Source organism: Streptomyces sp. NPDC004134, assembly GCF_042874195.1.
Lineage (GTDB): Bacteria > Actinomycetota > Actinomycetes > Streptomycetales > Streptomycetaceae > Streptomyces.
On the sequence record NZ_JBIAMS010000013.1, the window covers coordinates 172,139 to 196,874 of the forward strand.

General features: G+C 73.5%; 20 protein-coding genes and 1 pseudogene. 9 read left to right on the forward strand and 12 right to left on the reverse strand.

What is annotated here, in order from left to right:
• Nucleotides 1-4: 4 nt before the first annotated feature.
• The 3 genes from ACFYVJ_RS18515 (at nucleotide 5) to dacB (ending at nucleotide 4,457) form a co-directional block, all read left to right on the forward strand.
• On the forward strand, nucleotides 5-1,999 hold the full coding sequence (locus ACFYVJ_RS18515) for a fumarate reductase/succinate dehydrogenase flavoprotein subunit (protein WP_388892598.1): 1,995 nt from the start codon (nucleotides 5-7) through the stop codon (nucleotides 1,997-1,999).
• Nucleotides 1,996-2,781: a succinate dehydrogenase/fumarate reductase iron-sulfur subunit gene (locus tag ACFYVJ_RS18520; protein ID WP_388892600.1), complete on the forward strand. Its 786-nt coding sequence runs from the start codon at nucleotides 1,996-1,998 to the stop codon at nucleotides 2,779-2,781. Before ACFYVJ_RS18515 ends, ACFYVJ_RS18520 begins: the two co-directional genes overlap by 4 nt.
• A gap of 101 nt (nucleotides 2,782-2,882) precedes the next feature.
• Nucleotides 2,883-4,457: a D-alanyl-D-alanine carboxypeptidase/D-alanyl-D-alanine-endopeptidase gene (gene dacB / locus ACFYVJ_RS18525; protein ID WP_388892602.1), complete on the forward strand. Its 1,575-nt coding sequence runs from the start codon at nucleotides 2,883-2,885 to the stop codon at nucleotides 4,455-4,457.
• 110 nt (nucleotides 4,458-4,567) lie between these two features.
• On the opposite strand, the gene ACFYVJ_RS18530 is transcribed toward dacB, so the two are convergent.
• Both ACFYVJ_RS18530 and ACFYVJ_RS18535 read right to left on the reverse strand, forming a co-directional pair.
• Nucleotides 4,568-5,029: a hypothetical protein gene (locus ACFYVJ_RS18530; RefSeq protein ID WP_388892604.1), complete on the reverse strand. Its 462-nt coding sequence runs from the start codon at nucleotides 5,027-5,029 to the stop codon at nucleotides 4,568-4,570.
• A 109-nt stretch (nucleotides 5,030-5,138) separates the two neighbouring features.
• Nucleotides 5,139-6,131 carry an ArsR/SmtB family transcription factor gene (locus ACFYVJ_RS18535; protein WP_388892606.1) on the reverse strand — a complete coding sequence of 331 codons (993 nt, stop codon included), beginning with the start codon at nucleotides 6,129-6,131 and terminating at the stop codon, nucleotides 5,139-5,141.
• 241 nt (nucleotides 6,132-6,372) lie between these two features.
• Between ACFYVJ_RS18535 and ACFYVJ_RS18540 the strand changes: the two genes are divergently transcribed.
• Both ACFYVJ_RS18540 and ACFYVJ_RS18545 read left to right on the forward strand, forming a co-directional pair.
• Nucleotides 6,373-8,508 carry a TPM domain-containing protein gene (locus ACFYVJ_RS18540; RefSeq protein ID WP_388892608.1) on the forward strand — a complete coding sequence of 712 codons (2,136 nt, stop codon included), beginning with the start codon at nucleotides 6,373-6,375 and terminating at the stop codon, nucleotides 8,506-8,508.
• A 149-nt stretch (nucleotides 8,509-8,657) separates the two neighbouring features.
• Nucleotides 8,658-9,407, forward strand: a complete 750-nt coding sequence (locus tag ACFYVJ_RS18545; RefSeq protein WP_388892610.1) for a PspA/IM30 family protein — start codon at nucleotides 8,658-8,660, stop codon at nucleotides 9,405-9,407.
• 80 nt (nucleotides 9,408-9,487) lie between these two features.
• Here ACFYVJ_RS18545 and ACFYVJ_RS18550 read toward each other — a convergent pair whose 3' ends face one another.
• The 5 genes and pseudogenes from ACFYVJ_RS18550 to mgtE all read right to left on the reverse strand — a co-directional run bounded on the left by ACFYVJ_RS18550 (nucleotide 9,488) and on the right by mgtE (nucleotide 15,637).
• A complete protein-coding gene (locus ACFYVJ_RS18550; RefSeq protein WP_388892612.1) occupies nucleotides 9,488-11,998 on the reverse strand; it encodes a SpoIIE family protein phosphatase in 2,511 nt (836 codons plus the stop codon).
• A 217-nt stretch (nucleotides 11,999-12,215) separates the two neighbouring features.
• Nucleotides 12,216-12,596, reverse strand: a pseudogene (locus ACFYVJ_RS18555) (ATP-binding protein); the annotation flags it as partial.
• Between the two features lie 294 nt (nucleotides 12,597-12,890).
• The gene (locus tag ACFYVJ_RS18560; protein WP_388892614.1) at nucleotides 12,891-13,085 is read right to left on the reverse strand and encodes a hypothetical protein; all 195 of its coding nucleotides are present in this window, start codon (nucleotides 13,083-13,085) and stop codon (nucleotides 12,891-12,893) included.
• 196 nt (nucleotides 13,086-13,281) lie between these two features.
• A complete protein-coding gene (locus ACFYVJ_RS18565; protein WP_388892616.1) occupies nucleotides 13,282-14,034 on the reverse strand; it encodes a GntR family transcriptional regulator in 753 nt (250 codons plus the stop codon).
• 268 nt (nucleotides 14,035-14,302) lie between these two features.
• Nucleotides 14,303-15,637, reverse strand: coding sequence for a magnesium transporter (gene mgtE, locus ACFYVJ_RS18570; RefSeq protein WP_388892618.1), 1,335 nt, complete (start codon nucleotides 15,635-15,637; stop codon nucleotides 14,303-14,305).
• 181 nt (nucleotides 15,638-15,818) lie between these two features.
• Between mgtE and ACFYVJ_RS18575 the strand changes: the two genes are divergently transcribed.
• From ACFYVJ_RS18575 to ACFYVJ_RS18585, 3 genes are all read left to right on the forward strand, one after another.
• The gene (locus ACFYVJ_RS18575; protein ID WP_388892620.1) at nucleotides 15,819-17,207 is read left to right on the forward strand and encodes a glycoside hydrolase family 18 protein; all 1,389 of its coding nucleotides are present in this window, start codon (nucleotides 15,819-15,821) and stop codon (nucleotides 17,205-17,207) included.
• Nucleotides 17,208-17,332: 125 nt separating this feature from the next.
• Entirely contained in the window at nucleotides 17,333-18,100 is a 768-nt protein-coding gene (locus ACFYVJ_RS18580; protein ID WP_388892622.1) for a PIG-L deacetylase family protein, read from the forward strand.
• 103 nt (nucleotides 18,101-18,203) lie between these two features.
• Nucleotides 18,204-18,965, forward strand: coding sequence for a MerR family transcriptional regulator (locus ACFYVJ_RS18585; protein ID WP_388892624.1), 762 nt, complete (start codon nucleotides 18,204-18,206; stop codon nucleotides 18,963-18,965).
• Between the two features lie 156 nt (nucleotides 18,966-19,121).
• On the opposite strand, the gene ACFYVJ_RS18590 is transcribed toward ACFYVJ_RS18585, so the two are convergent.
• The gene (locus tag ACFYVJ_RS18590; RefSeq protein WP_388892626.1) at nucleotides 19,122-20,456 is read right to left on the reverse strand and encodes an FtsX-like permease family protein; all 1,335 of its coding nucleotides are present in this window, start codon (nucleotides 20,454-20,456) and stop codon (nucleotides 19,122-19,124) included.
• A 3-nt stretch (nucleotides 20,457-20,459) separates the two neighbouring features.
• Nucleotides 20,460-21,308 carry an ABC transporter ATP-binding protein gene (locus tag ACFYVJ_RS18595; protein WP_388892628.1) on the reverse strand — a complete coding sequence of 283 codons (849 nt, stop codon included), beginning with the start codon at nucleotides 21,306-21,308 and terminating at the stop codon, nucleotides 20,460-20,462.
• 187 nt (nucleotides 21,309-21,495) lie between these two features.
• On the opposite strand from ACFYVJ_RS18595, the gene ACFYVJ_RS18600 reads away from it, so the two are divergent.
• The gene (locus tag ACFYVJ_RS18600; protein ID WP_388892630.1) at nucleotides 21,496-22,347 is read left to right on the forward strand and encodes an NAD(P)H-binding protein; all 852 of its coding nucleotides are present in this window, start codon (nucleotides 21,496-21,498) and stop codon (nucleotides 22,345-22,347) included.
• 4 nt (nucleotides 22,348-22,351) lie between these two features.
• On the opposite strand, the gene ACFYVJ_RS18605 is transcribed toward ACFYVJ_RS18600, so the two are convergent.
• From ACFYVJ_RS18605 to ACFYVJ_RS18615, 3 genes are all read right to left on the reverse strand, one after another.
• On the reverse strand, nucleotides 22,352-22,885 hold the full coding sequence (locus ACFYVJ_RS18605) for an SET domain-containing protein (protein ID WP_388892632.1): 534 nt from the start codon (nucleotides 22,883-22,885) through the stop codon (nucleotides 22,352-22,354).
• A gap of 74 nt (nucleotides 22,886-22,959) precedes the next feature.
• Nucleotides 22,960-24,186: a hypothetical protein gene (locus ACFYVJ_RS18610; protein WP_388892634.1), complete on the reverse strand. Its 1,227-nt coding sequence runs from the start codon at nucleotides 24,184-24,186 to the stop codon at nucleotides 22,960-22,962.
• Between the two features lie 80 nt (nucleotides 24,187-24,266).
• On the reverse strand, nucleotides 24,267-24,725 hold the full coding sequence (locus ACFYVJ_RS18615; protein ID WP_388892636.1) for an RrF2 family transcriptional regulator: 459 nt from the start codon (nucleotides 24,723-24,725) through the stop codon (nucleotides 24,267-24,269).
• Nucleotides 24,726-24,736: the final 11 nt, after the last annotated feature.

Below are 24,736 nucleotides of genomic sequence, written 5' to 3' on the forward strand. Positions count from 1 at the left end.
GAAAATGACGCAAGTCGAACGGCAGCAGTGGGACGTCGTCGTGGTCGGTGCCGGGGGCGCCGGGCTGCGGGCGGCGATCGAGGCTCGCGAGCAGGGCCTGCGCACGGCCGTGATCTGCAAGTCGCTCTTCGGCAAGGCCCACACCGTGATGGCCGAGGGCGGCATCGCCGCCAGCATGGGCAACGTCAACGCGGGCGACAACTGGCAGGTGCACTTCCGCGACACCATGCGCGGCGGCAAGTTCCTCAACAGTTGGCGGATGGCGGAACTGCACGCCAAGGAGGCGCCGGACCGCGTCTGGGAGCTGGAGACCTGGGGTGCGCTCTTCGACCGCACCAAGGACGGCAAGATCTCCCAGCGCAACTTCGGCGGCCACGAGTACCCGCGCCTCGCCCACGTCGGCGACCGCACCGGGCTCGAACTGATCCGTACGCTGCAGCAGAAGGTCGTCTCCCTCCAGCAGGAGGACTTCAGGACCGACGGGGACTACGAGTCCCGGATCAAGGTCTTCCAGGAGTACACGGTCACGCGCATCCTCAAGGCGCCCGACGGCCGGGTCTCCGGCGTGTTCTGCTACGACCGCGAGTCGGGCCGGTTCTTCGTGATCGAGGCGCCGGCGGTGGTGCTCGCGACCGGCGGCATCGGCAAGTCGTTCAAGGTGACGTCCAACTCCTGGGAGTACACCGGGGACGGGCACGCGCTCGCGCTGCTCGCCGGGGCGTCGCTGATCAACATGGAGTTCGTCCAGTTCCACCCCACCGGGATGGTCTGGCCGCCCTCGGTCAAGGGCATCCTCGTCACGGAGTCGGTCCGCGGCGACGGCGGTGTCCTGCGCAACAGCGAGGGCAAGCGCTTCATGTTCGACTACATCCCGGACGTCTTCAAGGAGAAGTACGCCCAGAGCGAGGACGAGGGCGACCGCTGGTACGAGGACCCGGACAACAACCGGCGCCCGCCCGAGCTGCTGCCCCGTGACGAGGTGGCCCGCGCCATCAACTCCGAGGTCAAGGCCGGCCGCGGCTCCCCGCACGGCGGGGTGTTCCTGGACGTGTCGACCCGGCTGCCCGCCGAGGAGATCAAGCGCCGGCTGCCGTCGATGCACCACCAGTTCAAGGAGCTGGCGGACGTCGACATCACCGCCGAGCCGATGGAGGTCGGCCCCACCTGCCACTACGTGATGGGCGGCGTGGACGTCGACCCGGACACGGCGGCGGCGCTGGGCGTACCGGGCCTCTTCGCGGCCGGCGAGGTCGCCGGCGGCATGCACGGCTCCAACCGCCTCGGCGGCAACTCGCTCTCCGACCTGCTGGTGTTCGGCCGGCGCGCAGGTCTGTACGCGGCCGAGTACGCGCGCGACGCGGCGGGCTCCGCCGACGGGCTCCCGGAGGTCGACGAGGAGCAGATCGCGGCGGCGTCCGCGGAGGCGCTGCGCCCGTTCAGCGCGGAGGCCGGCGCCGGCAGCGCCGCCGGGGCCGCGGCTGCGGACGGGGCCGGCGGCGCCAAGCCGCCGGAGAACCCGTACACGCTGCACCAGGAGCTCCAGCAGTCGATGAACGACCTGGTCGGCATCATCCGCCGGGAGGCGGAGATGAGCGAGGCCCTCACCCGCCTCGGCGACCTGCGGGTACGGGCCAGGGGCGCCGGCGTCGAGGGGCACCGGCAGTTCAACCCGGGCTGGCACCTCGCGCTGGACATGCGGAACATGCTGCTGGTCAGCGAGTGCGTCGCGCGCGCGGCCCGGGAGCGTACCGAGTCCCGCGGCGGCCACACCCGCGACGACCACCCGGGGATGGACCGCGACTGGCGCAAGCAGAACCTGGTCTGCCGGCTCGCCGACCCGGCGGGCGGCGCGCTGCCCGCGGCGGACGTGCCCGACCCGGAGCGGGGCCAGATCCGGCTGGAGAAGCGCGAGATGCCGCCGATCCGGCCCGACCTGCTCGACCTCTTCGAGAAGGAAGAGCTGGTGAAGTACCTGACGGACGAGGAGCTGACCGAGTGACCACGGCACCCACCACGGGCTACATCGCCCGCTTCAAGGTCTGGCGCGGCGACACCGAGGGCGGTGGCCTGGAGGACTTCGAGGTCGAGGTGAACGAGGGCGAGGTCGTCCTCGACATCATCCACCGGCTGCAGGCCACGCAGGCACCCGATCTGGCGGTGCGCTGGAACTGCAAGGCCGGCAAGTGCGGCTCGTGCAGCGCGGAGATCAACGGCCGCCCGCGGCTGCTGTGCATGACCCGGATGTCGGTGTTCGACCGCGAGGAGACCATCACGGTCACCCCGCTGCGCGCCTTCCCCGTCGTCCGCGACCTCGTCACGGACGTGGGCTTCAACTACGAGAAGGCCCGCGAGATCCCCTCGTTCGTCCCGCCCGAGAAGCTGGCGCCCGGTGAGTACCGGATGCAGCAGGAGGACGTGGAACGCTCGCAGGAGTTCCGCAAGTGCATCGAGTGCTTCCTGTGCCAGGACACCTGCCACGTGGTCCGCGACCACGAGGAGAACAAGGCGGCCTTCGCGGGCCCGCGCTTCCTCATGCGCGTCGCCGAGCTGGACATGCACCCGCTGGACGCGGCGAAGGACGAGGGTCTGGACCGTAGGACCACCGCGCAGGACGAGCACGGCCTGGGGTACTGCAACATCACCAAGTGCTGCTCGGACGTCTGCCCGGAGCACATCAAGATCACGGACAATGCGCTGATCCCGCTCAAGGAGCGGGCGGCGGACAAGAAGTACGACCCGCTCGTGTGGCTGGGGAGCAAGATCTTCCGCCGCAAGGACTGAGCGTTCCGTCCGGCCGTTCGGCCGGATACCACCGGTCGGACCAATGACACGGGCAGCAGGGTACTTGTTGCCCGTGTCGTGGTTCGCCATGCTCCACTGTCATGAGCAGATCCCCCAGACGCCCGAAGTCAGCGGCGCGTACGTGGACTTGGCCGGCGGCCGCCGGAATGGCGGCCCTCCTCGCCCTCGGCCTCGGCGGCGGCGCCCCGGCCGGGGCGGACCCCGACGACGACGGGCTCAAGCAGGCGCTGGACAACGTCCTCGCCGACGAGCGCCTGGAAGGCGCGCTGGCGTCCGTCGTCGTGGCCGACGCGGCGAGCGGCGAGACGCTGTACGAGCAGTCCGCCGCCACCCGGCTCACCCCCGCCTCCAACACGAAGCTGCCCACGTCGGCGGCGGCGATGGAGCTGCTGGGCCCCGACTACACCTGGTCCACCGACGCCCTCACGGCGGGCGGCGACCTGTACCTGCGCGGCACCGGCGACCCCACGATGCTGGCGGCCGACTACGACGCGCTGGCGGCGAAGGTCGCGGCGTCGGGGGTGGACGAGGTCGGCCGCCTCGTCGCGGACGACACCCGCTTCGACGCCGAACGGGTCGGCAACGGCTGGTCCGCCGACTACGAGTCGGACTACTACGCGATGCAGATCTCCGCGCTGACGGTGGCCCCGGACACGGACTACGACTCCGGCACGGTGGTGGTGGAGGCGTACCCGGGCAAGAAGGCGGGCGACCGGCCGGTGGTGAAGGTGACGCCGGCCAACGACTACGTGAAGATCGACAACAGGGGCGCCACGGTCGCGGCGGGCGAGCGCGACACGCTGGGCATCTCGCGGGAGCACGGCACGAACACCATCGTCGTCAGCGGGAGCATTCCGGTGAAGGCGAACGCCACCAAGGAGTGGATCTCGGTGTGGGAGCCGACGGGCTACGCGGCGGCGGTCTTCCGGGACGCGCTGGAGCGGCACGGGGTGGAGGTCGAGGGCAGGACGCTGCTGGGGCGGGCGACGCCGGCGGGGGCCCGTACCGTCGCGAGCCACGGCTCGATGCCGCTGAAGGACCTGATGGTCCCGTTCATGAAGCTCTCCAACAACGGCCACGCGGAGATCCTGACGAAGACGATCGGCGTGGAGACAGCGGACGCCGGCACGTGGAGCGCGGGCCTGCGGGGCGTCTCGTCGTACCTGAAGTCGATCGGCGTCGACACGTCCACGCTGCGCCAGGTCGACGGCTCGGGTCTGTCGCGGGGCAACACGATCCCGGGCCGCGAGTTCGTGAAGCTGCTGACGGCGGTCCAGGACGAGCCGTGGTTCGACGCCTGGTACGAGGCGCTGCCCCTGGCCTGCGCGGAGGACCGCTTCGTGGGCGGCACCCTGCGCACGCGCATGTGCGACACCCCGGCGGAGGGCAACGCCCGCGCGAAGACGGGCTCCCTGACGGGGGCGTCGGCGCTGTCGGGGTACGTGACGGATGCGGACGGCAGGGAGCTGGTGTTCAGCGTGGTGCTGAACAACTACCTGGCGGGCTCGGTGAAGGACATAGAGGACGCGGTGGTGACGACACTGGCGGGCTACGGCGAGGGCACGGAGGCGGCGGCGCCGCGGTCGCAGACGACGCGGGGTGCGGAGCGCCCGGCGGACGTCGAATGCGCGTGGGAGAAGCCGAAGGGGTGCTGAGACCGGCCTGATCGCGGGGCCCCTGCGGGGGCCCCGCGGCGGGCAGGAGCGGCACCCCCGGAAACCGCCCCTGCCCGGGCTCGGTCTCGGTCCACACGGTGGATCGAGGTTCAGGCCGTGCCGTACACCCAGAGGTAGCTGCACTGGAGGCCCCGCGCGCACACCCGGAACTCGACCGTGAGACCTTCGGCGATGTCACCGGAGCCGTCCGGGGTTCCCAGGTGGTGCGTGCGTGCGCCCCTCAGGTAATCGCTGTCGATCATGTCCCGGCCCCTGTAGACGAAAAGATTCGAGGCGACCTCGGCCTCGTCCGTCCACCGGTCTTCGAGGATCAGTTTCTCGCCCTCGGCGACGAACAGGGCCCGGTAGTCGTAGTTCTCCGGCGTGGTCTCACACCGGTACAGCACGGCCACGGCGTTGCGGCCGCCCGGGTCCTCGCGGGATGCCCAGTCATTCCGGTACGTGCAGTATCCGGCGGCCGCGGCGGTCGGCTCGGTGACGACGCCGATTCCCGTGGCGATTGCCAGCGTGGTGGCGACCCCCGTCAAACGGCGTGCCCAGGTCCCCCTCATGATGTCCCCCTCCGGTGATGTCGACACAGCGGCGACTGCATCGGTACCGGCATCCTCCGGCGACGGCCCCCGCGGCGCACCACCTTGTGGCCCCAGCCAAATCGACCACTCAGCCAGGCGGGTCGCCGAGCAGTCGCCGCCCCAGGGGCGTTGCCGAATGGAGCACATGCTTGCCGTCCCTGCGGCTCGTGAGCAGTCCGGTCCGGCGGAGGACCGCGAGTTGCTGGCTGGCACTGGGTAAGGAGATTCCGGCGGCCGCGGCCATCTCGGAGGTCGAGTTCCAGGCGTGCGCAGCGGCTTCCTGGAGCAGTGCGGCGCGGGTCGAGCCGATCAGCCCGGACAGTTCGGCCGGGCAGGCGGCCGACACGGCCGGCAGCGGCCTCTCGACCGGATAGACGAGCACAGGCTGCAGCGAGGCATCGACCAGGGTGACCGGACGTCTCCAGCAGAAGTACGACGGCATCAGCAGCAGCCCGCGTCCGTCCAGGTGCAGATCACGGTCGACCGGATAGCCGGCTTCCAGAGCGGGCGACCGCCATGTCGCCATCGGCCGGAAGGTGGCCCACAGCCCCTCGATCCCACCCTCCCGCAAGGCGCGGGAACGCCACTCCACATCCGCGCGGACCGCCGTCTCCATCGCCCGCCCCACGGGCACGATGCAGGATGCGTGGTACTCGCGCAGTGCCGCGCCCAGGAGGTGCAGCGCCTCCCGCTCGCCACCTGCCAGGGCCCTCCCCGCGTAGGGGTTGCCACCGCTCGCCGCCAGCAGCCCCATCTCCCGCCCGATCCGGCGACGCGGCGTCGACAGCACCCGGTCGACGCCCTCCTCCAGCGAGAGGCTCCGGCGCTCGCCGGCCGGTGTCAGGAAGTCGGGGAAGTACGCGGAGACCGGGACGAGGCCGCACAGCATCCGAGCGGTTCTCAGCAGGGTGCCCCCGCGCCTCAGTTGACTGCCGACCCCGCGCCGCCACAGGCCGAAGACCTGCGGCCCCTCCCTGGACTGCAGGCGGCAGGCGCTGCAGATGATTTCCCAGAGCGGGTCGGGCCGATCGGCGATCCGGATGCGCTCCAGATCCTGGCTCGTGAAGTGGATTCGCAGCATTTTTCCCCCGTATGCCCCGCAGGCACTTCTTGAGAGTTAACTTCCTCCACCCGGGCACAGGGAAGTCAGGATCCCGGCAAGACGAGGGCCCGGACATTGCCTGCCTCGCCCAGGGGCACGGAGGGGCGGGGCCGGGGAGAGACATACGTGTCGGGTCCGAGTGCGATTCGACCTAAAGGCACATAACCTCCCGTACAGGGCGTGCCGGGACCGCGGCACGTGGTGGTGCGGAGGCGTGCACATGCGGATTCGGCGGCTCGGTGCCCGGCTCTTCGCCGCCGGGGTCCTCGCGCTGCTGCCCGTCGCCTTCCCGGCCTCCGCCCTGCCCGGCGCGGCCGCCACGCCCGCACCCTCCGCCCCCGTCACCGACCCCCTCCCCCTCGACCCCCACGGGCAGATCACCGACCGCGTCGATGCCCTCCGCGACCGGCGCCCCGATGTCGTCCGGGCGCTCGATCGGCTCCACCGCGACCACCGGGTTGGGCTCTTCGTCGCCTACGTACGCGACTTCTCCACCCTCTCCCCCCGGGCCTGGGCCGACGCCACCGCCGCCAGGAACGGGCTCAAGCAGCACGACGTGCTCCTCGCCGTCGCCACCGGCGACCGCCAGTTCGCCGTCTCCGCCCGCAGGGGCTCCGGCATCTCCCGGCGTGACATCGACGCCGTCAGCGCCCGCGCCGTCGAGCCCGCCCTGCGCCAGAACGACTGGGCCGGGGCGGCCATCGGCGCGGCGGACGGGTATGCGGCCGTGCTCGACGGCCGGCAGGTGCCGCCCGCCGACGTCACCCCCGGGCCCACCGACCCGGGCGGCCGGCCCCGCGGCGAGTCGGCCCAGGGTGACGCCAGCCCCACCGACTTCGTGGTGCCTCTCGTCGCCGCGCTCGCCGTCGCGCTGGCCGCCGCCCTCTTCATCTCCCGGCGGCGGAGCGCCAGGCGCCGGGGCCCGCCCCACTGGCCGCACGAGGACACCAGCACCCCCGACCTCGACGCCCGCGCCAAGGGGCTCCTCGTGGAGACCGACGACGCCGTGCGCACCAGTCAGGAGGAACTCGGCTTCGCCACCGCCCAGTTCGGCGAGGAGGCCACGCGGCCCTTCGCCGGCGCCGTCGGGTACGCGCGGGACGAGCTGACCGCCGCCTTCCGCCTCCGGCAGGCGCTCGACGACGCGCGCCCCGAGGACGACGACGCCCGCCGCGACATGCTGGAGGAGATCGTCGCCCGCTGCACCGACGCCAACGCCCGGCTCGACGCCGAGTCCGACGCCTTCGACCGGCTGCGCGCGATGGTGACCCGGGCGCAGCAGATCCTCGCCACCGCCGAGGACGCCGCGCGGCGGCTTCCGGACCGTATCGGCGCCGCCGAGAGCAGGCTCACCGTGCTGGCCGACGCCTACGACCCGGCCGCCTCCGCCGCCGTCGCCGGCAACCCCGCCGCGGCCCGCGACCGGCTGCAGTTCGCCGGCGAGCACCTCACCCACGCCCGCACCGCCCTCGGCACCGAGGACCCGGCCACCGCCGCCGTCCACGTACGGGCCGCGGAGAGCGCACTCGACCAGGCCGGCACCCTCGTCGCGGCCGTCGAGCGCCGCGAGCACGAGCTGCGCGAGGCCGCCGACCGGCTCACCGGCGCGCTGCGCGACATCCGCGAGGACCTCGCCGCCGCGCAGGACGTGGAACGTGGCCCGGCCACGGACGAGCCGGGCGCGGATCTGCAAAGCCGGATCGCGCATGCGCAGACGGTGCTGGCGGAGGCGGGGCAGGAGGTGGCGGAGGGCAGGTACGACCCGCCGGCCGCGCTGCGCCGGGTGGTGGCGGCGGACGCGGCCCTGGCGGCGTCGCTCGCCGCGGCCGGCGGCCGGGAGGAGGCGGAGCGGCGGGCCCGGCGGCTGCTCGACCACGCGCTGGCCGGCGCACGCGGTTCGGTGGCCGCCGCGCAGGACTTCGTCACCACCCACCGCGGCGGCATCGGCCCCGCGGCCCGTACCCGCCTGGGCGAGGGTGAGCGGCACCTCCGGCTGGCCGGGGAGCTCGCGGAGAGCGACGCCGCCGGCGCCCTGCGGCACGCGCAGCGCGCGGACGAACTCGGCGGCGGGGCGCGCCGGCTGGCGGAGCAGGACGTCCGGGGCTTCGACGGCTCGTACGGCGGCGGGCCCTTCGGCGGCCCGGCCGGCAGCGGCTACGGCGGCGGGGGACGCGGCGGCATGGGCACGGGGATGCTCGCCGGGATCATCCTCGGCGGGATGCTCGGCGACGGCTTCGGCGAAGGCTCCGGCGGGCGCCGGGGCGCCACCGGCTTCGGGGGCGGCTTCGGCCGCGGTCCCGGCACCTTCGGCGGCGGGGGCACGCGGGGGCGGATGGGCGGGGGAGGCCGCTTCTAGAGCTTCCGGGCGTACGGGCCACGCGACGGCGCACGCCCCGCGCGCACCCCCGCCCGACCACCCGCGGCCGCCCCGCACCGCCACCGCACCGTCCGGGACCGCCACCGCCCCGGACCGGCAACACACCGCCACCAGACCGAAGGAGACCCGTGACCGGCAAGCAGACCGTCCTCGGCCGCACCCTCCAGCTCGCCCGCGCCGACGTCGACGCCCTCGTCGACCAGGCCGAGGACCCGCAGAAGACGCTCGACCAGCTCATCCGGGACTACTCCAACAACATCCGCGAGGCCGACCTGGCCGTCGCCACCACCCTGGGCAACCTGCGCCTGATGGAGGCGGACCACAAGGAGGACACCTGCGCCGCCGACGAGTGGGGCGCGCAGGCCCTCGCCGCCAGCCGCAAGGCCGACGAGGTACGCGCCGGGGGCGACGCCCCGCAGGCCGAGACGTTCGACAACCTGGCCCGCACGGCGCTGGAGCGGCAGATCACCTCGGAGAACGAGGCGACGGCGGCCGAACCGCTGATCGCCGCGCAGACGGAGGTGGTGGAGCGGCTGAAGCGGAACCTCGACGCGATGAGGGAGAGGCTGACCGGCCTCGAATCCCGCCGCGACCGGCTCATGGCCCGCGCGCGGCCGGCGGAGGTGCGGAACGGGATGCCCGACGCCGTCGCGAGCATGGATGTCACCGACCCGACCGCCGACGTGGGCCGCTTCGAGGCCAAGATCCGCCGCGAGGAGGCCCGCGCGACGGGCCGCGCGGAGCCGGCGGACTCGTCCCTGGACGGGCAGTTCGAGCAGTTGGACGACCTCGGCAAGCGGGCGGAGGTCGACGCCCGGCTGGCCCGCCTGAAGGACGGCGAGCCGCCAGCGGCCGGCGACGGGCGCGCCGCGGCCTGAGCCCGCCCCGGAAGGAGCCGGCGCCCGCCCCGCGGCGTCCGGCCCCGCATCGGCGCCCTGCCCCGCGTCCCGCGCCCCGCTCAGAACGCCGACAGCAGCGCGTCCGCGTCCAGTTCCGCCTGCTTGCCGCTGCCCGGCAGGGCCAGTTCGAACCAGACCGTCTTCCCGCGGTGCGTGCGTCTGCTGCCCCAGTTCTGGCTGAGCATGCTGACCAACTGCAGCCCCCGGCCGCCCTCGTCGGTGTCCCCGGCGCGGCGGCGGCGCGGCTGGACCAGGTTGCTGTCCCAGACCTCGCACACCAGGGTGCGGTCCAGCAGCAGCCGGAGCCTGATCTCCGGCTCCCCGCCGCCGCTGCGGCCGCCCTCGCCGTGCCGCAGCGCGTTCGTCACCAGCTCGCTGACGAGCAGTTCGGTGGTGTCGGTCAGCGTCTCCAGGCCCCAGGCGGCGAGCTGCGTACGGGCGTGTTCGCGGGCGAGCGCGACCGAGCGCGGCTCTGCGGGCAGCAGCCAGTCGCCGACGGTGTCGGCGGGCAGTCCGCGGATACGGGCCATCAACAGGGCGATGTCGTCCTCTCCGTGCCGGGTGTAGAGGGTGTCGAGGACGTGGTCGCAGACGTCCTCCAGCGGCTGCGCGGGCTCGGAGAGCGCCTTGCGGAACTCCTCCAGGCCCTCGTCCAGACCGTGGTCGCGGGACTCCACGAGGCCGTCGGTGTAGAGCGCGAGGAGGGCGCCGTCGGGCAGCTCGACCTCGACCTCTTCGAATGGCTCGCCGCCGACGCCGAGCGGCATCCCGGCGGGCACCTCCAGCAGCAGCGGCGGCTCGCCGGGCTCGACGACGACGGGTGGCAGGTGGCCGGCGTTGGCGAAGGTGCAGCGCCGGGTGACCGCGTCGTAGACGACGTACGAGCAGGTGGCGAGGTAGACCTCGTCGGAGACGCCGCCGAGGCCGCCGGCGATCTCGTCCAGGGCGGCGAGCACCTCGGCCGGCTCCAGGTCGAGCATCGCGAGGGTGCGTACGGCGCTGCGCAGTTCGCCCATGGCGACGGCGGCGCGCAGGCCGCGGCCCATGACGTCGCCGACGACGAGGGCGGTGCGGTGTCCCGGCAGCTCGATGACGTCGAACCAGTCGCCGCCGACCTCGGTGGCGGTGTTGCCTGGCAGGTAGCGGCAGGCGATGTCGAGGCCCGCGGCCTCGGGGTCGCCGGGCGGGAGCAGGCTGCGCTGGAGGATGAGGGCGCGGGAGTGCTCGCGGCGGTAGAGGCGGGCGTTGTCGATGCACACCGCGGCGCGGGAGGCGAGCTGGGCGGCGAGGGCGGCGTCGCGTTCGCCGAAGTCCTCGCTGCCGCGGGCCCGGGAGAACTGCACGAGCCCGACGACGGTGTCCCCGGCGACCAGCGGCACCGCGAGCGTCGTCTGCACCAGACCGCTGTCGCCGCCCGGCACCCGGCGCACCTGCGCGGTGCGCAGCGCGGCGGCGTGCGGGGAGTGGAAGTCGAAGCGGTGGGTGGACCCGACGGCGGTGACGGGGGCGTCGGAGACGGCGCTGGCGAAGGCGACGCGGCGCAGCTCCGCGCTGCCGTCGGCAAGACCCGGGCGGCCCTCGTCGCCGTCGAGGAGGCTCTGGTAGACGTCGACGCACGCCATGTCGCAGAACTGCGGCACGGTGACGCCGAGCAGTTCGCGCGCGGTGGTCTCCAGGTCGAGCGAGTTGCCGATGCGGGCGCCGGCCTCGTTGAGCAGCGCGAGGTTGCGGCGGGTGCTGGCGGCCTCGCTCTCGGCGCGGCGGCGGCGCGTGACGTCGGAGACGATGGCGGCGACGCCCATGGGCCGGCCCGTACGGCTGTGCACGCGGTACAGCGATATGGACCACCGGAGGCTGCCCGGCTGCCCCTCGCGCTGGGCCGGTACTGAGGCGGTCTGCGGCTCCTCGGGGGCGGGCCCGAGGATCTGCATGTCGGTGACCGGCTCGCCGGTGTCCAGGACCTGCTTGAGCGCGGCGGTGACGCGCTCGGCCTCGGGGCGCGGGAGGTAGTCGCGGGGCGCGCGGCCCGCGTGGGAGGCGACGGTGCCGCCGAAGGCGGCGGCGACCCGCTCGTTGACGCGGACGAGCCGCAGGTCGGTGCCGAAGAGCAGGAAGCCCATCGGGGCCTGGCCGAAAACGGCTTGCGAGGCGGCCAGATCGGTCTCGATACGGCGCAGGGCGTACGCGTCGACGGTGAGGCACACCGCACCGCGCGTGCCGCCGACGCCGGTGGTGGGCATGACGTACAGCTCGGCGATGCCGTCGACGGCTGGGTGCCCGGCGTCGGTGCCGCCGGGCCCGGCCGGTCTGCGGTAGGGCAGCAGACCGGTCCACTCGCGGCCGTCGAGGATCTCGGCGACCTTCTCCCCCACGTCCGCCCGCAGCTCCTCCGGCACCAGCGCCTCGACGGCGTCGCGGCCCAGCACCTCGGCCGCGGAGATGCCGAGGAGTTCCTCGGCACGGGCACTCCACTGCTCGATGTGCCCCTCCGCGTCAAGGGCGAAGGAGGCCACCTTGATGTGGTCGTAGATGGAGCCCGGCGCACTGCTCTGCCAGAACGGTGCTCCCACGCGACCGCCCCCTTTGCTGATCCTGCTCCGGGTACGCACCGCAGAGTATGCGGGAAGATCCGTATCCGGAACATGGTCGTCGGGTCACGGGTTCGGAACGCCCCACCGCTTCCGGTACCGGTAACCGCCACGTCTGCGAAGTGGTGCCCGACCGGCACCCGGCGCTACGCCCCCGTGCGCCCCCTTCCGTACGCCGAAGAAGCCTCCCTCGTACGTTCTAACCAGCGGACCCCAGCTCGAACCACACCGTCTTGCCCATTCCGCCGCACCGGGTTCCCCAGCGGACCGCGACGCTGGCGACGAGCAGCAGGCCACGGCCCCCTTCCTCGTCCGGCGCGGCGGTACGGAGCAGCGGCGGCACCGGCAGTGTGTCGGAGACCTCGACGCGGATGCCGCCGCCGGCGTCGGGTCCGCCGACGGGGCGCAGGCGCAGGCCGACGGGTCCTGAGGCGTAGCGCAGAGAGTTGGTGACCAGCTCGCTGACGAGCAGCACGGCGAGGTCGGTCACGGGGTCGAGGTGCCAGGTGCGCAGGGTGTCGCGGACGACGGCGCGTGCGGTGCGCACGCATCCCGGGTCGGCGGGGAAACTCCACTCGGCGGGGCCGTGCGGGCCGGCGAGACCGGCGGGACCCGCGGGGCCGGAAGGGGCGGCGGATCCGGTGAGGCCGGGGCCGGGTGGCGCCCCCGCGGTGCCGGTGGGATCCCGGAAGCCGGTGAACGCGGCGGGATCGGGTAGCGGGGAGAACGGCGTCACGGCGGCGTGGTGGAAGAACGGGGGGTTGCTCACGCCTACCACATCCCAGCGGAGTTCTGTCGGATTTGCCCGACTTGAGGGGAGTGGTAGGTACATACCCGCTTTGGGCGAAAATATCACCTGCATGCGTGGGTGAAGCTACACGGGGTTGGCGTCGCCTCCGCCGGCGCGCTCCACCCGGTATATCTGCCGTTGGCCGGCGGCCCCGAAACGGGAGAGCACGCGCTCGGCTTCGTCACGCGTGGCATAGCGGCCGACGCGGTAATGATTGCCGTTGTCGTCCTCGCGGACGATGATCCACGGGCGTGCGGCGCCGCTGTCACCCGCACCCATAATGCCCACCCCAGGAATGAATGTGTGCCCAGGACGCACGCGGGACGACCAAGGTCCCCGGCAGCCTGCTTGCCTTTCGAATATGCCAGAGCTTACGCCCGGCATTCACTCCCCGCATACGGCTTTACACGAGAAGTACCATTCTCGGCCGAAAGTTCGAATCGGCGGAGACGGGAGACAGGGCCCGGGGCTCGGGTTACTTGACGGGCAGGTGGTAACTGACCCGGTAGCGATCGGCCGGAACGATGACGTCCGCGGTCTCGACGGCCCGCCCGGAGGCATAGAACGTGCGCTGGATGCACAGCACCGGCTGCCCCGGCACGGCGCCCAGTGCGTGCGCCTCGTCGGCCAGCCCGGGGCGGGTGCCGACCTCCTCCACGACGTTGTCCACGACGACGTCGATCGCCGCCATCCGCTCCACCACGCCGCGGCCGGCGAGCGGGCCCTCCTCGGGCAGCATCACGGGGGTGCGGCCGGTGAGCGCCAGCGGCTCCCAGGACGTGGACAGCAGCACGGGCTCGCCGGCCGAGCGGAAGACGTAGCGCGTACGCATCACCGGGTCCCCGGCGCCCAGGTGCAGCCGGGCGGCCACGGCGCCGCCGGCGTGCTCCTGTGCGCTACGGGACTCCCAGGAGCCGGCGACCGACTCGTCGGCCTGCTCCTGGCGGAAGGGGGTGAGGTCGGCGAGGCCGCGGTAGCCGGTACGGACCAGCCGGTGCGGCTCGGGCCGCGAGCGCACGTACGTGCCGGACCCGGACCGGCCCTCGACCAGGCCCTCGGCCATCAGCACCTTGCGCGCCTCCAGCGCGACGGTGTCGGAGACCCCGTACAACTGGCGGATGCGCGCCTGGGAGGGCAGCCGGGCGTGCGGCGGCAGTTCGCCGCTGACGATCTTCCGGCGGAGGTCCGCGGCGACGCGCAGATAGGCGGGCTGCTCCCCTAGAGGCACCGTTTCTTCACACCCCCGTCGCCGCAGTCGCCGTCCCGGCCCCGGCCATCCCCGGCCTGCGCCGTTCCGGCCTGAACACACGCGAGAGCTTGGCAATCTGCGCCCGGGACCCGCAACCCCGGGGGAGAGCTTTACGGAGCGCGTTCGCCGACGGGTGTGAGCGGGGTGCCCGGGGCGTACGCCCGCACGCTCGCGGCGCGCCTCACGGGCCCGCCCGCAGCGCCCGCGGCCCGCTGGCACCCCGCCCTCAGCGCCCTCGGCGCACCCCTCACAGGCCGAGGACCGCGCGGGCCAGGAGGAAGTAGATCACCAGCCCCGTGGCGTCGACCAGCGTGGTCACCAGCGGGGCCGAGATCACCGCCGGGTCGATCCCCAACTGCTTGGCCAGCAGCGGCATCACGGAGCCGACCGACGCCGCCCACGCGCAGATCAGGATCAGCGACAGCGACACGGTCAGCGCGATCCGGCCGTCCGTCATGATCGTCGCCAGCACCATGCCCACGATGCCGAGTCCCACGCCCAGCAGGAACCCCACCCGGCACTCCCGCCACGCCACCCGGGCCACGTCGCCGGGGCGCAGCTCGCCGACCGCGATGGCGCGCACCGCGCCGGTCGCGGCCTGGGCGCCGACGTTGCCGCCGGTGCCGACGAGCAGCGGGATGAAGACCGCCAGCTCCGTCACCGCCGACAACTCCCCCTCGAACGCCTGGAGCACGCCCGCGGTGAGGGTGGCGGCGAGGATCAGCAGGAAGAGCCAGATGATGCGCGCGCGGGCGAGCCGGAAGACCCCCACCGACAGGTAGTGCCCCTCGACGGGTTCCGCGCCGGCCTGCCGGGCGACGTCCTCGGTGTCGGCCTCCTCGATCAGCTCGATGGCGTCGTCGACGGTGAGGATGCCGACGACCCGGTCCTCGCTGTCCACGACGGGCAGGCCGAGGAGGTTCGCCTCCTGCATCAGACGGGCGGCGGTCTCGGCGTTGTCCGTGGCGTAGACCCGCGGGAACTCGGTGTCCACCAGCTCGATGAGCGGCCGTCCCGGCGGGGCCAGCACCACCTCCCGCAGGGAGACGATGCCCACCAGGTGCCTGCGGTCGTCGACGACGGGCAGGGTGTAGACGGTCTCGGCGTCCGGGCCCTGGGCGCGCACCCGTTCCAGCGCCTCGGCGACGGTGGACTGCTCTTTCAGCCGCACCAGCTCCGGCGACATGTACCGGCCGACGGCGTCCTGTTCGTAGCCGAGCAGCGGGGCGGTCAGGGCGCGTTCGCGGGGGCTGAGTCCCGCCAGCACGCGCTGGGTGAAGTTGGCGGGCGCCTCGCCGAGGAGGCGGGCGCGGTCGTCGGGGTCCATCTCCTCGACGACGTGCCGGAAGGTCTGGTCGCGCAGCCCTTCGAGGATCTTCTGCTGGTCGCCCGCGCCCAGTTCCTCGAAGACCTCGACCGCGCGGTCCTTCTCCAGCAGCCGGAAGCAGAAGACGGCGGTGACCTCGTCGGCGCGGGCGAGTTCGTCGGCGACGACGTGCGGGGGGTGGTCGGCGAGCCACTCCTGGAGTCCGGCGACGTCGTTGCCGTCGAGGAGGGTGCCGAGGTCGGTGTCCGCGGTCATGCCCGTACTCCCTCCGCTCGGGCCGCTGTCCGGCTTCACCCTAGAACGTGGCGATTATCGCGCTGAGCAGGGGCGTGCGGCCGGGTGCGCCGTACCGCACGAACCCTTGACCCCTATTGGTCTAGGCCAATAGCGTTCGGCGCACCCGAGAGAAGCGCGATCTCCCGAGAAGAGGGTTTCCATGCACCGAAGACTCGTGCGCCGCCTGGCCGTGGCCGGCTGTGCGCTGTCCCTCCTGGTCACCCCCGGCCTCACCACGGCCGGCGCCACCGCCGCGACCCCCGAACAGGCCCCGCGCCAAGCCCCCGCCGCCGCGGGGCAGCAGGGCGACGACGACCGGGGCGGCCGCGGCGGCCGGGACGAGGCCCGGCGCGTCGGCTACTTCACCCAGTGGGGTGCCAGGGACCGCGGCTTCCTCGTCAAGGACCTCGTCACCAGCGGCACCGCCGCGCGGCTGACCCACCTCAACTACGCCTTCGGCAACGTCAGCCCGGACGGCAAGTGCTTCGAGGACGACATCCCGGGCGAGGGCGACGCCTTCACCGACTACCGGCGGACGATGACCGCCGCGGAGTCCGTCGACGGCCGCGCCGACTCGCCGCGGCAGCGGCTGGCGGGCAACTTCAACCAGCTCCGGGAGCTGAAGGCCGAGTACCCGGACCTGAAGGTCATGATGTCGCTCGGCGGCTGGGCCTGGTCCACGTACTTCTCGGACGCGGTCCGTACGCCCGAGTCGCGCAGGGAGTTCGTGTCCTCCTGCATCGACCTGTTCGTCAAGGGCAACCTGCCGCGGATCGACGGGCGCGGCGGCCCCGGCAGCGCGGCGGGCGTCTTCGACGGCATCGACCTGGACTGGGAGTGGCCGAACTACCCCGGTGACGTCGACACCATCTACCGCCCCGAGGACAAGGAGAACTTCACCGCGGTCGTCGCCGAGTTCCGCCGGCAGCTCGACCAGGTGGAGCGCTCGCGCGAGGGCCGCGGCCGGCACCTGCTGCTGACCGCGTTCCTGCCGGCGAACGCCAACGCCATGGACGCGGGTTACGAGACCCGCAAGCTCTTCCCCAAGCTGGACTACGCCACCCTCCAGGGCTACGACCTGCACGGCGCGTGGGAGAAGAACACCAACCAGCAGTCCGCCATCCACTCCGCCGACGACAGCCTCCAGCAGGTCGTCGACGACTGGCTGCTGCGCGGAGCGCCGCGGGACAAGCTGGTCCTCGGCATCCCGTTCTACGGCCGCGGCTGGAAGGGCGTCGAAGGCGGCGGCACCGGCTTCAACCAGCCCGCCGCCGGCGCGGCGCCCGGCACCTGGGAGGCGGGCTTCGAGGACTACAAGGTGCTGAAGGAGTTCGCGGCCTCCGGCGAGTACGAGGTCTACCGCGACAAGAAGAACGGCCACGCCTGGCTCTTCGACGGCAGCACGTTCTGGACGTACGACGACCCGAAGGTCATCGCGCAGAAGGCCGAGTACATCGACGACCGCAACCTGGGCGGCGCGATGGTCTGGTCGCTGGACGGCGACGACGACGGCGAGCTGTACCGGGTCCTGGACCGCGGTCTGGACTGACCCGCCCCGGCGGGGCGGTGCCGGGTCCGGGCCCGGCACCGCCTCTTCGCCGTCCAGCCGCCCAGTGCGCCCGGGCCCGGCGGGCGGGGCGGGGACGTGACACCGCGTCATGTGACCATGGCGGCATGACAGACAGCGCTCACCCGTCCCTCGCGCCCCTCCCCGACGACTGGCACCGGGCCCTCGCGATCGTCGCCCACCCCGACGACCTGGAGTACGGCACCGCCGCCGCGGTGTCGAAGTGGACCGACGCCGGCAAGCAGGTCGCGTACGTGCTCGCCACCCGCGGCGAGGCCGGGATCGACGGGCTGGAGCCCGGCGAGTGCGCCCGGGTGCGGGAGGAGGAGCAGCGCGCCAGCTCCGCGGTCGTGGGCGTGACCGCGCTGGAGTTCCTGGACCATCGCGACGGCGTCGTCGAGGAGGGCCTGCCGCTGCGCCGCGACCTCGCCGCCGCGATCCGCAGGCACCGCCCCGAGCTGATCGTCACGATCAACCACCACGACACCTGGGGAGCGGGCCCGGGTGCCCCCCGCAACACCCCCGACCACCGGGCCGTCGGCCGCGGCGTGCTGGACGCCGTCGGCGACGCCGGCAACCGCTGGATCTTCCCCGAGCTGCTGGAGCAGGGCCTCCTCCCGTGGGGCGGCGTACGCTGGACCGCCGTCGCCGGCTCCCCGTACCCCACGCACGCCGAGGAGGTCACCGAGGCCGCCATGGAGCGGGCCGTGGCCTCGCTGACCGAGCACCGGGCGTACATCCTCGGCCTGGGCGAGGACGATCCGCGCGCGTACGCCCGCAAGCTCACCGGGCAGATGCTCACCGAGAGCGGCAAGCGGCGCGGCACCGACCTCGCCGTGGGCTTCGAGCTGGTGCCCCACAGCTTCGAGGACTGACCTTGACCTTGACGTAACGTCAACTTCTACGGTGAAAGCTCACCGACCGGCCGGCCGGCCACCCGGCCGGACCGGCACCGCGGACCGAGGAGCTTGCACCGCCATGGAGTGGTCCATCCAGGAGATCGCGCGCACCGCGGGCACCACGAGCCGCACCCTGCGCCACTACGGCGACGTGGGGCTGCTCCGCCCCAGCCGCGTGGCGGCCAACGGCTACCGCTACTACGACGAGCACGCCCTGGTCCGGCTGCAGCGCATCCTGCTGCTCCGCGAACTCGGCCTCGGCCTCCCGGCCATCGCCGAGGTGCTCGCCGCCGGCGGCGGTCCGGAGGACACCGCGGCCGCCCTCGCCACGCACCTGGAGCTGCTGGAGCAGGAGCGGCGGCGCATCGGGCGGCAGATCGCGTCGGTGAAGACCACGTTGCGGAAGCTGACGGAAGGGGAGCCGCTCATGGCGGAAGAAGTGCTCGACGGGTTCGATCACACCCGGTACGAGGAGGAGGTCACGCGGCGCTGGGGGAAGGCGGCGTACGAGCGGAGCGACCGGTGGTGGCGCGCGCTGAGCGAGGAGCAGAAGAGCGACTTCCAGCGCCGCCAGCAGGACATCGCCCGCGACTTCGCCGCGGCGCACGCCGCGGGCGAGGCGCCGGACGGCCCGGAGGCGCAGGAGATCGCACGGCGGCAGTACGAGTGGATCAGCGCCGGCTGGCAGGGGGAGGGGCCGTCCGCGGAGGCGTTCGCGGGTCTCGGCCGGATGTACGTGGACGACCCGCGGTTCGGTGCGCACTACGACGCGCACGGGGAGGGGACGGCGGTGTTCGTGCGGGACGCGATGCGGGTGTACGCGGAGCGCGAGCTGGAGTAGGGCTGCCGGCCGGGGGGCGGGGGCATCGCCCGTACGCCGCAGGCGCTGTACGGCCGCCGCGGGCCCGACGCCCGTACGCCGTACGCCCGTTCCGCCCCGCCCCTACGCACGCCGAAGGGCCCGCCGACCCCGTCGGCGGGCCCTTCCCAGCACCCCTCATGCCGCCAGCGCGACCGTCTCGACCGCCGGCGTCCGCAGCACCCGCCGGGTGGTGCCCAGCGCGGTGGCCATGGTCACCACCGCGGCGACCCCCACGACCGCCAGCCAGATCCCGTACCCCGCCGAGGGCAGCACGTCGTCCGTGCGGGCCACCGTGAAGGGCACGATCCCGGCGACCGCCGCGACCGTCCCGAAGAACACCCCGGTCACCGTCAGCAGCAGCCCCTCCAGGCCGACGCCCGCCAGCACCTGGCCGGGCGTCGCGCCCGCCAGCCGCTGCTGGCCGAACTCGCGGCTGCGGTACGAGGTCGCCGCGTACAGCGTGTTGATCAGCATCACGCAGGCGAAGACCGCGATGATCCCGACGACGACGAAGTTCAGGGTCTCCAGGTTCTTGTCGTCCACCGACTGCGTCAGCCCGGCGGCCTCGATGTGGTCGTTCTCGACGGACTGCATGTACAGGGTGGCGACCGAGATGCCCACGAAGAGGACCATCGGCATCAGCACGCCGGACAACTGCGCGGCCCGCTGCCGCAGTCCGTGCACCGTCAGGTAGCCGCTGCCCCCGCCGAACGCCGTGAGGAGCCCGCCGGTGAGCCGCAGCAGCCCGCCGAGCAGCGCCGGCGAGAAGGCCGCGAAGCCGACCGACAGCAGGATCGCCCCGTACGCCGGCGGCGCCATGGCCTCGGGACCCGCGTCGCTCATGGCGAACCCGGTCAGGCACAGCGCCCCGCCCAGGCCCAGCGCGGCGTAGCCGCCCCAGGTGTGCAGCCGGCGGCGCGGGGCGCGCTGCTCGCGCGCCTTGGTGGCCCGGCGCACCGCGAGGAACGCGGCGCCGACCGACGCCAGCAGCGTGATGTCGATGCCGGACATCAGCGCGATGGTGCCGAAGGCGTGGTCGACGTCCTCGGCGACCTGCCCGCTGTCCTGGAACATGCCGAGCAGGATCCGGCCGCCGAGCATGCCGGGCACGATCGCCAGCAGCGATCCGGCGAGGCCGACGACCGCCGCCTCGCCGACGATCATCCTGGTGATCTGCGCGGGCGTCGCGCCGGTGGAGCGCAGCAGGTCGATCTCGGTGGTGCGCTGCCGTACGGCGACCGTGAGGGTGGACGCGACGGCGAAGAAGACCAGCAGCGAGCCGTAGCCGCCGACGACCATGGCGGCCGTGGACAGGGACTCCGAGCTGACGTCGTCGACGCCCTTGGCGCCCGCGGTGTCGAGGAGCGAGTTGAACATCATGATGATCGTCGCGCCGAGGAAGGCGGACAGGAGCGTGGCGGCGAAGCGGCCGGGCCGCTGCCGGATGGAGCGCATGGCGAGCGAGAACATCGGTCAGACCCCCATCGGCGCGGAGTGGCGCGGGTCGTGCTGCTGGGCACCGGCTTCGTACATGTCGCCGAGGTGGGTCATCCGCTCCGCGACGGCGTCGGCGGTCGGGGCGTTCATCCGGCCCACCAGCCGGCCGTCGGCGAGGAAGAGGACGGAGTCCGCGTACGAGGCGGCCACCGGGTCGTGCGTCACCATCACCACGGTGCGGCGGTCGACGCGCACGGTCTCCTGGAGCAGGCCCAGGACGTCGCGGGCGCTGCGGGTGTCCAGGGCGCCGGTCGGCTCGTCGGCGAAGACCACGCTCGGCGCGGCGACGAGCGCGCGGGCGATGGCGACGCGCTGCCGCTGGCCGCCGGAGAGCTGGTCGGGCCGGTGCCGCATCCGGTCGGCGAGGCCGACGCGGGCCAGCACCTCGCGGACCCGGCCGCGGTCGACGCGGCGTCCCGCGAGCTTGAGCGGCAGCACGACGTTCTGCGCGACGTTCAGCGTGGGCAGCAGGTTGTACTGCTGGAAGACGAACCCGATCCGCTCCCGGCGGAACTTCGTCAGCTCCGTCTCGCTGCCCCCGGTCATCTCCGCGCCGTCGACCATCACCACGCCGCTGTCGGGGCGGTCCAGGCCCGCGGCGCACTGCAGCAGCGTCGACTTCCCGGATCCGGAGGGCCCCATCACGGCGGTGAAGGACCCGGCCGGCAGGCTCAGCGTCACCCCGTCGAGCGCGGTGACGGCGGCCTCCTCGGCGCCCCCGGTCCCGTAGACCTTGGTCACCTTGACCAGCCGCAGCGCCTCGTGCGGCGCGCCGGCGGCGGCGTGCTCCCCGGCGGTCCCGCGGCGCTCCTTGCGTCCGAACATCGTCTTCACCCCTCGTCAGGCCGGCACTCCCTGTGCCTGACTACGAAGCTACGGACGGTGACGGGCGCGGGCACTGGGCGCACGACCCCAATGGGGGGTGGTGTTACGTGCACCATGCCGGGTCGACTTGACCTGAAGTGCGGTTGAAGTCGGAGGCTTGCCGAGCCACCGACTTCAAGGAGCGACCATGATCCTGGTGACCGGAGCCACGGGAAGAGTAGGAGGTCAGGCCGTTGCGCAGGCGCACTGGGCCGGTCTGCCGGTACGTGCGCTGGTGCGCGACCCGGCCCGCGCGGACTTCCCCGAAGGGGTGGAGGTCGTACGCGGCGACCTCGCGGACCCGGCGACGCTGGGCCCGGCCTTCGCGGCGGTCTCGGCGGTCTTCCTCGTCTGGCCGCTGCCCACCGCCGACACCGCCCCCGCGGTGCTGGAGGCGGCGCTCGCCGGGGGCGTACGGCGGATCGCGTACGTCTCCGCCTGGGGCGCGGCCGACGACCCCGAGGAGGAGCCCGACGGCATCCTCGGCTTCCACACCGCCATCGAGCGCCTGCTGCGGGCCTCGCCCCTGGAGTGGACCCTGCTGCGCCCCGGCGGCTTCGCCGCCAACACGCTGCACTGGGCGGACCAGATCCGCGCGGGCGACGTGGTGCACGCCCCGTACGGCGAGGCTGGCCGCTCGCTCATCCACGAGGCCGACATCGCCGCGGTCGGCCTGCGCGCCCTGACCCACGAGGGCCACACCGGGGCGACGTACCACCTGACCGGCCCGGAAGTCCTCACGCAGGCCGAGCAGGTCCGCACGATCGGCGAGGCCCTGGGCCGGGACATCCGCTTCGAGGAGTCCCCGCCGGAGGTGGCCCGCAAGGCGTACGTGGCGGCGGGCCTGCCGCCGTCGTTCGCGGACGGGATCCTGGAGGCCCACGCGGAGTTGGTGAAGCACCCGGAGCCGGTGACGCACACGGTGGCGGAGGTGACGGGCCACAAGGCCCGCACGTTCGCCCAGTGGGCCAGGGACCACGCAAGGGACTTCGGCGGCTGAGTCGTCAGCGCGCGGCGTCGATGAGCGCCCGCACACCCGGCACCCAGTGACGGCCGTAGCGGGCCCGCAGTCCGGGCAGTCGCCAGTCGTCGCCGGTCACGGTCCCGCGGCACTCGGGCGTCCCGCAGGCGCAGTCCATCACGAACGCGGGGTCCCAGGTGCTGGTGGCGTAGTCGCTGGTCAGCTCCTCGTCGGTGCGGATGTCGCGCCGCGCGAGCAGGGTGTACGGGCCGTCCCACCACAGGGTGGGATCGCAACTGTGGTTGCTGAAGCCGACGGCCTGTTCGCCGCGGGGAGGCAGGACGAGGTGGGCGGTCCGGGTGACGGCGATGGTGTCGACGTACGGACCGCCCGACCGGCGTGCGGCGTCGAGGAGTTCGCGGAGTTCCCGATCCGGGACGAGCCGCCCGCCCAGCCGGGCCACGACGGTACCGGCGCCGATGGGTGCACGCGCGGCCAGGCCGGTCCCCGCGATGGCCGAGGGCCGGACCTCGGCGTCGGGGTGCAGGAGGCAACGCGGGCCGGGTGCGGATTCCATCAGTCCATCGTGCCGGTCGGCCGCGGGGGCGGCCACAGGAGTGGAGCGAACCGGCCGCCGTCAGCCGGGCGGGGTCAGTGGACCGTCCAGCGGTAGGCGCGGGTGACCGTGCCGCCCGAGGGGTCGGGGAACTGGGCGGTGCCGAGGGCTTCGCCGGTGTCGGTGAGCCAGCTCGCCTCGCTCTCCACCGCGCCCGGGGGCAGGCCCAGGTCGACGATGCGGCCGTGGCGCCAGTAGACCGCGCGCTGGCCCTCTTCCGTGAAGCAGTGGCCGGCCGCCTCGCCGCGGTCGTTGAGGGCCGTGGCCGTCGTGCCGTAGAGGGCAGCCGGAAGGGTGGGGAGCGGCTTGAGGCCGCGGCGGTGCGACCAGAGGAAGGGGCCGTCGGTGGCGGTGCTGCGGCCGATGACCTCGCCGCGGGCGTTGAGGAAGCGGCCGTCGAGCGGGACGCTGCTCGCCCCGCCGTCGAAGCGGGTGAAGTCCGTCAGCCGCTCGCCGTCCCAGACGAACGCCCGCCACTCCCCCGTGTCGCCCTCCGCGGAACCGGCCACCACCCCGCGGGCGTTGACGCCCGCGCCGAAGACCGGGCGGTACGCGCCGGTGAGGCGGGTGAGTTCGGTGACCCTGCCCGCGTGCCAGAGGAACGGATCACGCGACCAGGCCATGAAGCGCACCTGTCCCGCGATGACGTGGCCGCCCGCGCCGAGCGCGTCGGGGGCGGCGTTGACCGCCTCCGGGTCCGGGGGCGTGATGCGTACCGGAGCGGCGGCGGTGGCGGGGCGCAGGACGTACAGGCTGCCGCGCGGCGGGAGTTCGGGATCGGCCTGGAACTCCGTCTGGGTCTGGACCAGGACCCGGCCGCGGTCGTCGATGTGCGAGCCCCACGCGCGGTAGTCGTCGCCCGCCAGCACCCGCCGGGGCGTGCCCCCGGGGCCCCAGACGACCGCGTGGGTGCGGTTCTCGTCCGGCAGGAAGTGGTAACCGACCAGCGCGCCACGCCCGTTGACGCCCTGGAGGGTGTACGAACCGGAGGCGTGCAGCGCGCGCGGCCGCCGTACCCGCGAGCCGTGCCAGGCCGCCTGCACCTCCTCGCCGTCCGCCCCGAGCGCGCGGCCCACGGCCCGGCCGGAGGGGTGCACGTACGACAGGAGCGTCATCGGCAGCGCGCCGCCGGGGTTGGCCAGCGGGCGGGCCACCACGCGGCGGCTCCGTGCGGCCGCCTGCTGCGGGATCACGGCGGCGATGCCGCCCGCGGCCGCGCCCGCGAGCAGCGCTCGCCTGCCTAGGTGCCGGTTCTCGGGCACGTCTCTCCTCGGAGTCGGGTGTCCGTGGGGGGAGACGCGACCGCCACTGTGGCACGGCGCGCGGCGCGTGCGCTACGCCCTCAGGGGTTCGTCCACGCGTCGGGGTCCTCGGCCAGCTCGTGCACGTACCCCGGCAGCCGCGCCGACGCCACGTCCGCGAGCGTGACCTCGCCGAGGATCCTGCGCACGTTCACGCGCAGCGCGATCCACAGCGGCAGCAGCGACTCCGCGGGCCCCACGTACGACAGCTCCGGCGGCCGGGCGCCGCGCACGGAGACCAGCGGCCCCTCCACCACCCGTATGACGTCGGCGATGGTGATCTCCTCGGCGGGGGCGGCGAGGCGGTAGCCGCCGCGGCCGCCGCGCTGGCTGACGACCAGCCGGCCGCGGCGCATGTCGCCGAGGATGCTCTCCAGGAACTTGTGCGGAATGCCCTGCGCGTCCGCGATGGCCTCCGCCTTGACCGGGGCGTCCTCCGTCGCCGCCGCCAGCTCCAGTGCCGCGCGCACCGCGTAGTCTGCTCGTGCCGAGATCCGCATGCCGGTCATTA

Coding starts and splice junctions, on each gene's coding strand:
- ACFYVJ_RS18595 (WP_388892628.1), bottom strand. CDS start 21,308: ATGTTCGGACGCAAGGAGCGCCGCGGGACCGCCGGGGAGCACGCCGCC.
- dacB (WP_388892602.1), top strand. CDS start 2,883: ATGAGCAGATCCCCCAGACGCCCGAAGTCAGCGGCGCGTACGTGGACT.
- ACFYVJ_RS18515 (WP_388892598.1), top strand. CDS start 5: ATGACGCAAGTCGAACGGCAGCAGTGGGACGTCGTCGTGGTCGGTGCC.
- mgtE (WP_388892618.1), bottom strand. CDS start 15,637: ATGACCGCGGACACCGACCTCGGCACCCTCCTCGACGGCAACGACGTC.
- ACFYVJ_RS18605 (WP_388892632.1), bottom strand. CDS start 22,885: ATGGAATCCGCACCCGGCCCGCGTTGCCTCCTGCACCCCGACGCCGAG.
- ACFYVJ_RS18580 (WP_388892622.1), top strand. CDS start 17,333: ATGACAGACAGCGCTCACCCGTCCCTCGCGCCCCTCCCCGACGACTGG.
- ACFYVJ_RS18575 (WP_388892620.1), top strand. CDS start 15,819: ATGCACCGAAGACTCGTGCGCCGCCTGGCCGTGGCCGGCTGTGCGCTG.
- ACFYVJ_RS18585 (WP_388892624.1), top strand. CDS start 18,204: ATGGAGTGGTCCATCCAGGAGATCGCGCGCACCGCGGGCACCACGAGC.
- ACFYVJ_RS18590 (WP_388892626.1), bottom strand. CDS start 20,456: ATGTTCTCGCTCGCCATGCGCTCCATCCGGCAGCGGCCCGGCCGCTTC.
- ACFYVJ_RS18615 (WP_388892636.1), bottom strand. CDS start 24,725: ATGCGGATCTCGGCACGAGCAGACTACGCGGTGCGCGCGGCACTGGAG.
- ACFYVJ_RS18600 (WP_388892630.1), top strand. CDS start 21,496: ATGATCCTGGTGACCGGAGCCACGGGAAGAGTAGGAGGTCAGGCCGTT.
- ACFYVJ_RS18530 (WP_388892604.1), bottom strand. CDS start 5,029: ATGAGGGGGACCTGGGCACGCCGTTTGACGGGGGTCGCCACCACGCTG.
- ACFYVJ_RS18535 (WP_388892606.1), bottom strand. CDS start 6,131: ATGCTGCGAATCCACTTCACGAGCCAGGATCTGGAGCGCATCCGGATC.
- ACFYVJ_RS18540 (WP_388892608.1), top strand. CDS start 6,373: ATGCGGATTCGGCGGCTCGGTGCCCGGCTCTTCGCCGCCGGGGTCCTC.
- ACFYVJ_RS18560 (WP_388892614.1), bottom strand. CDS start 13,085: ATGGGTGCGGGTGACAGCGGCGCCGCACGCCCGTGGATCATCGTCCGC.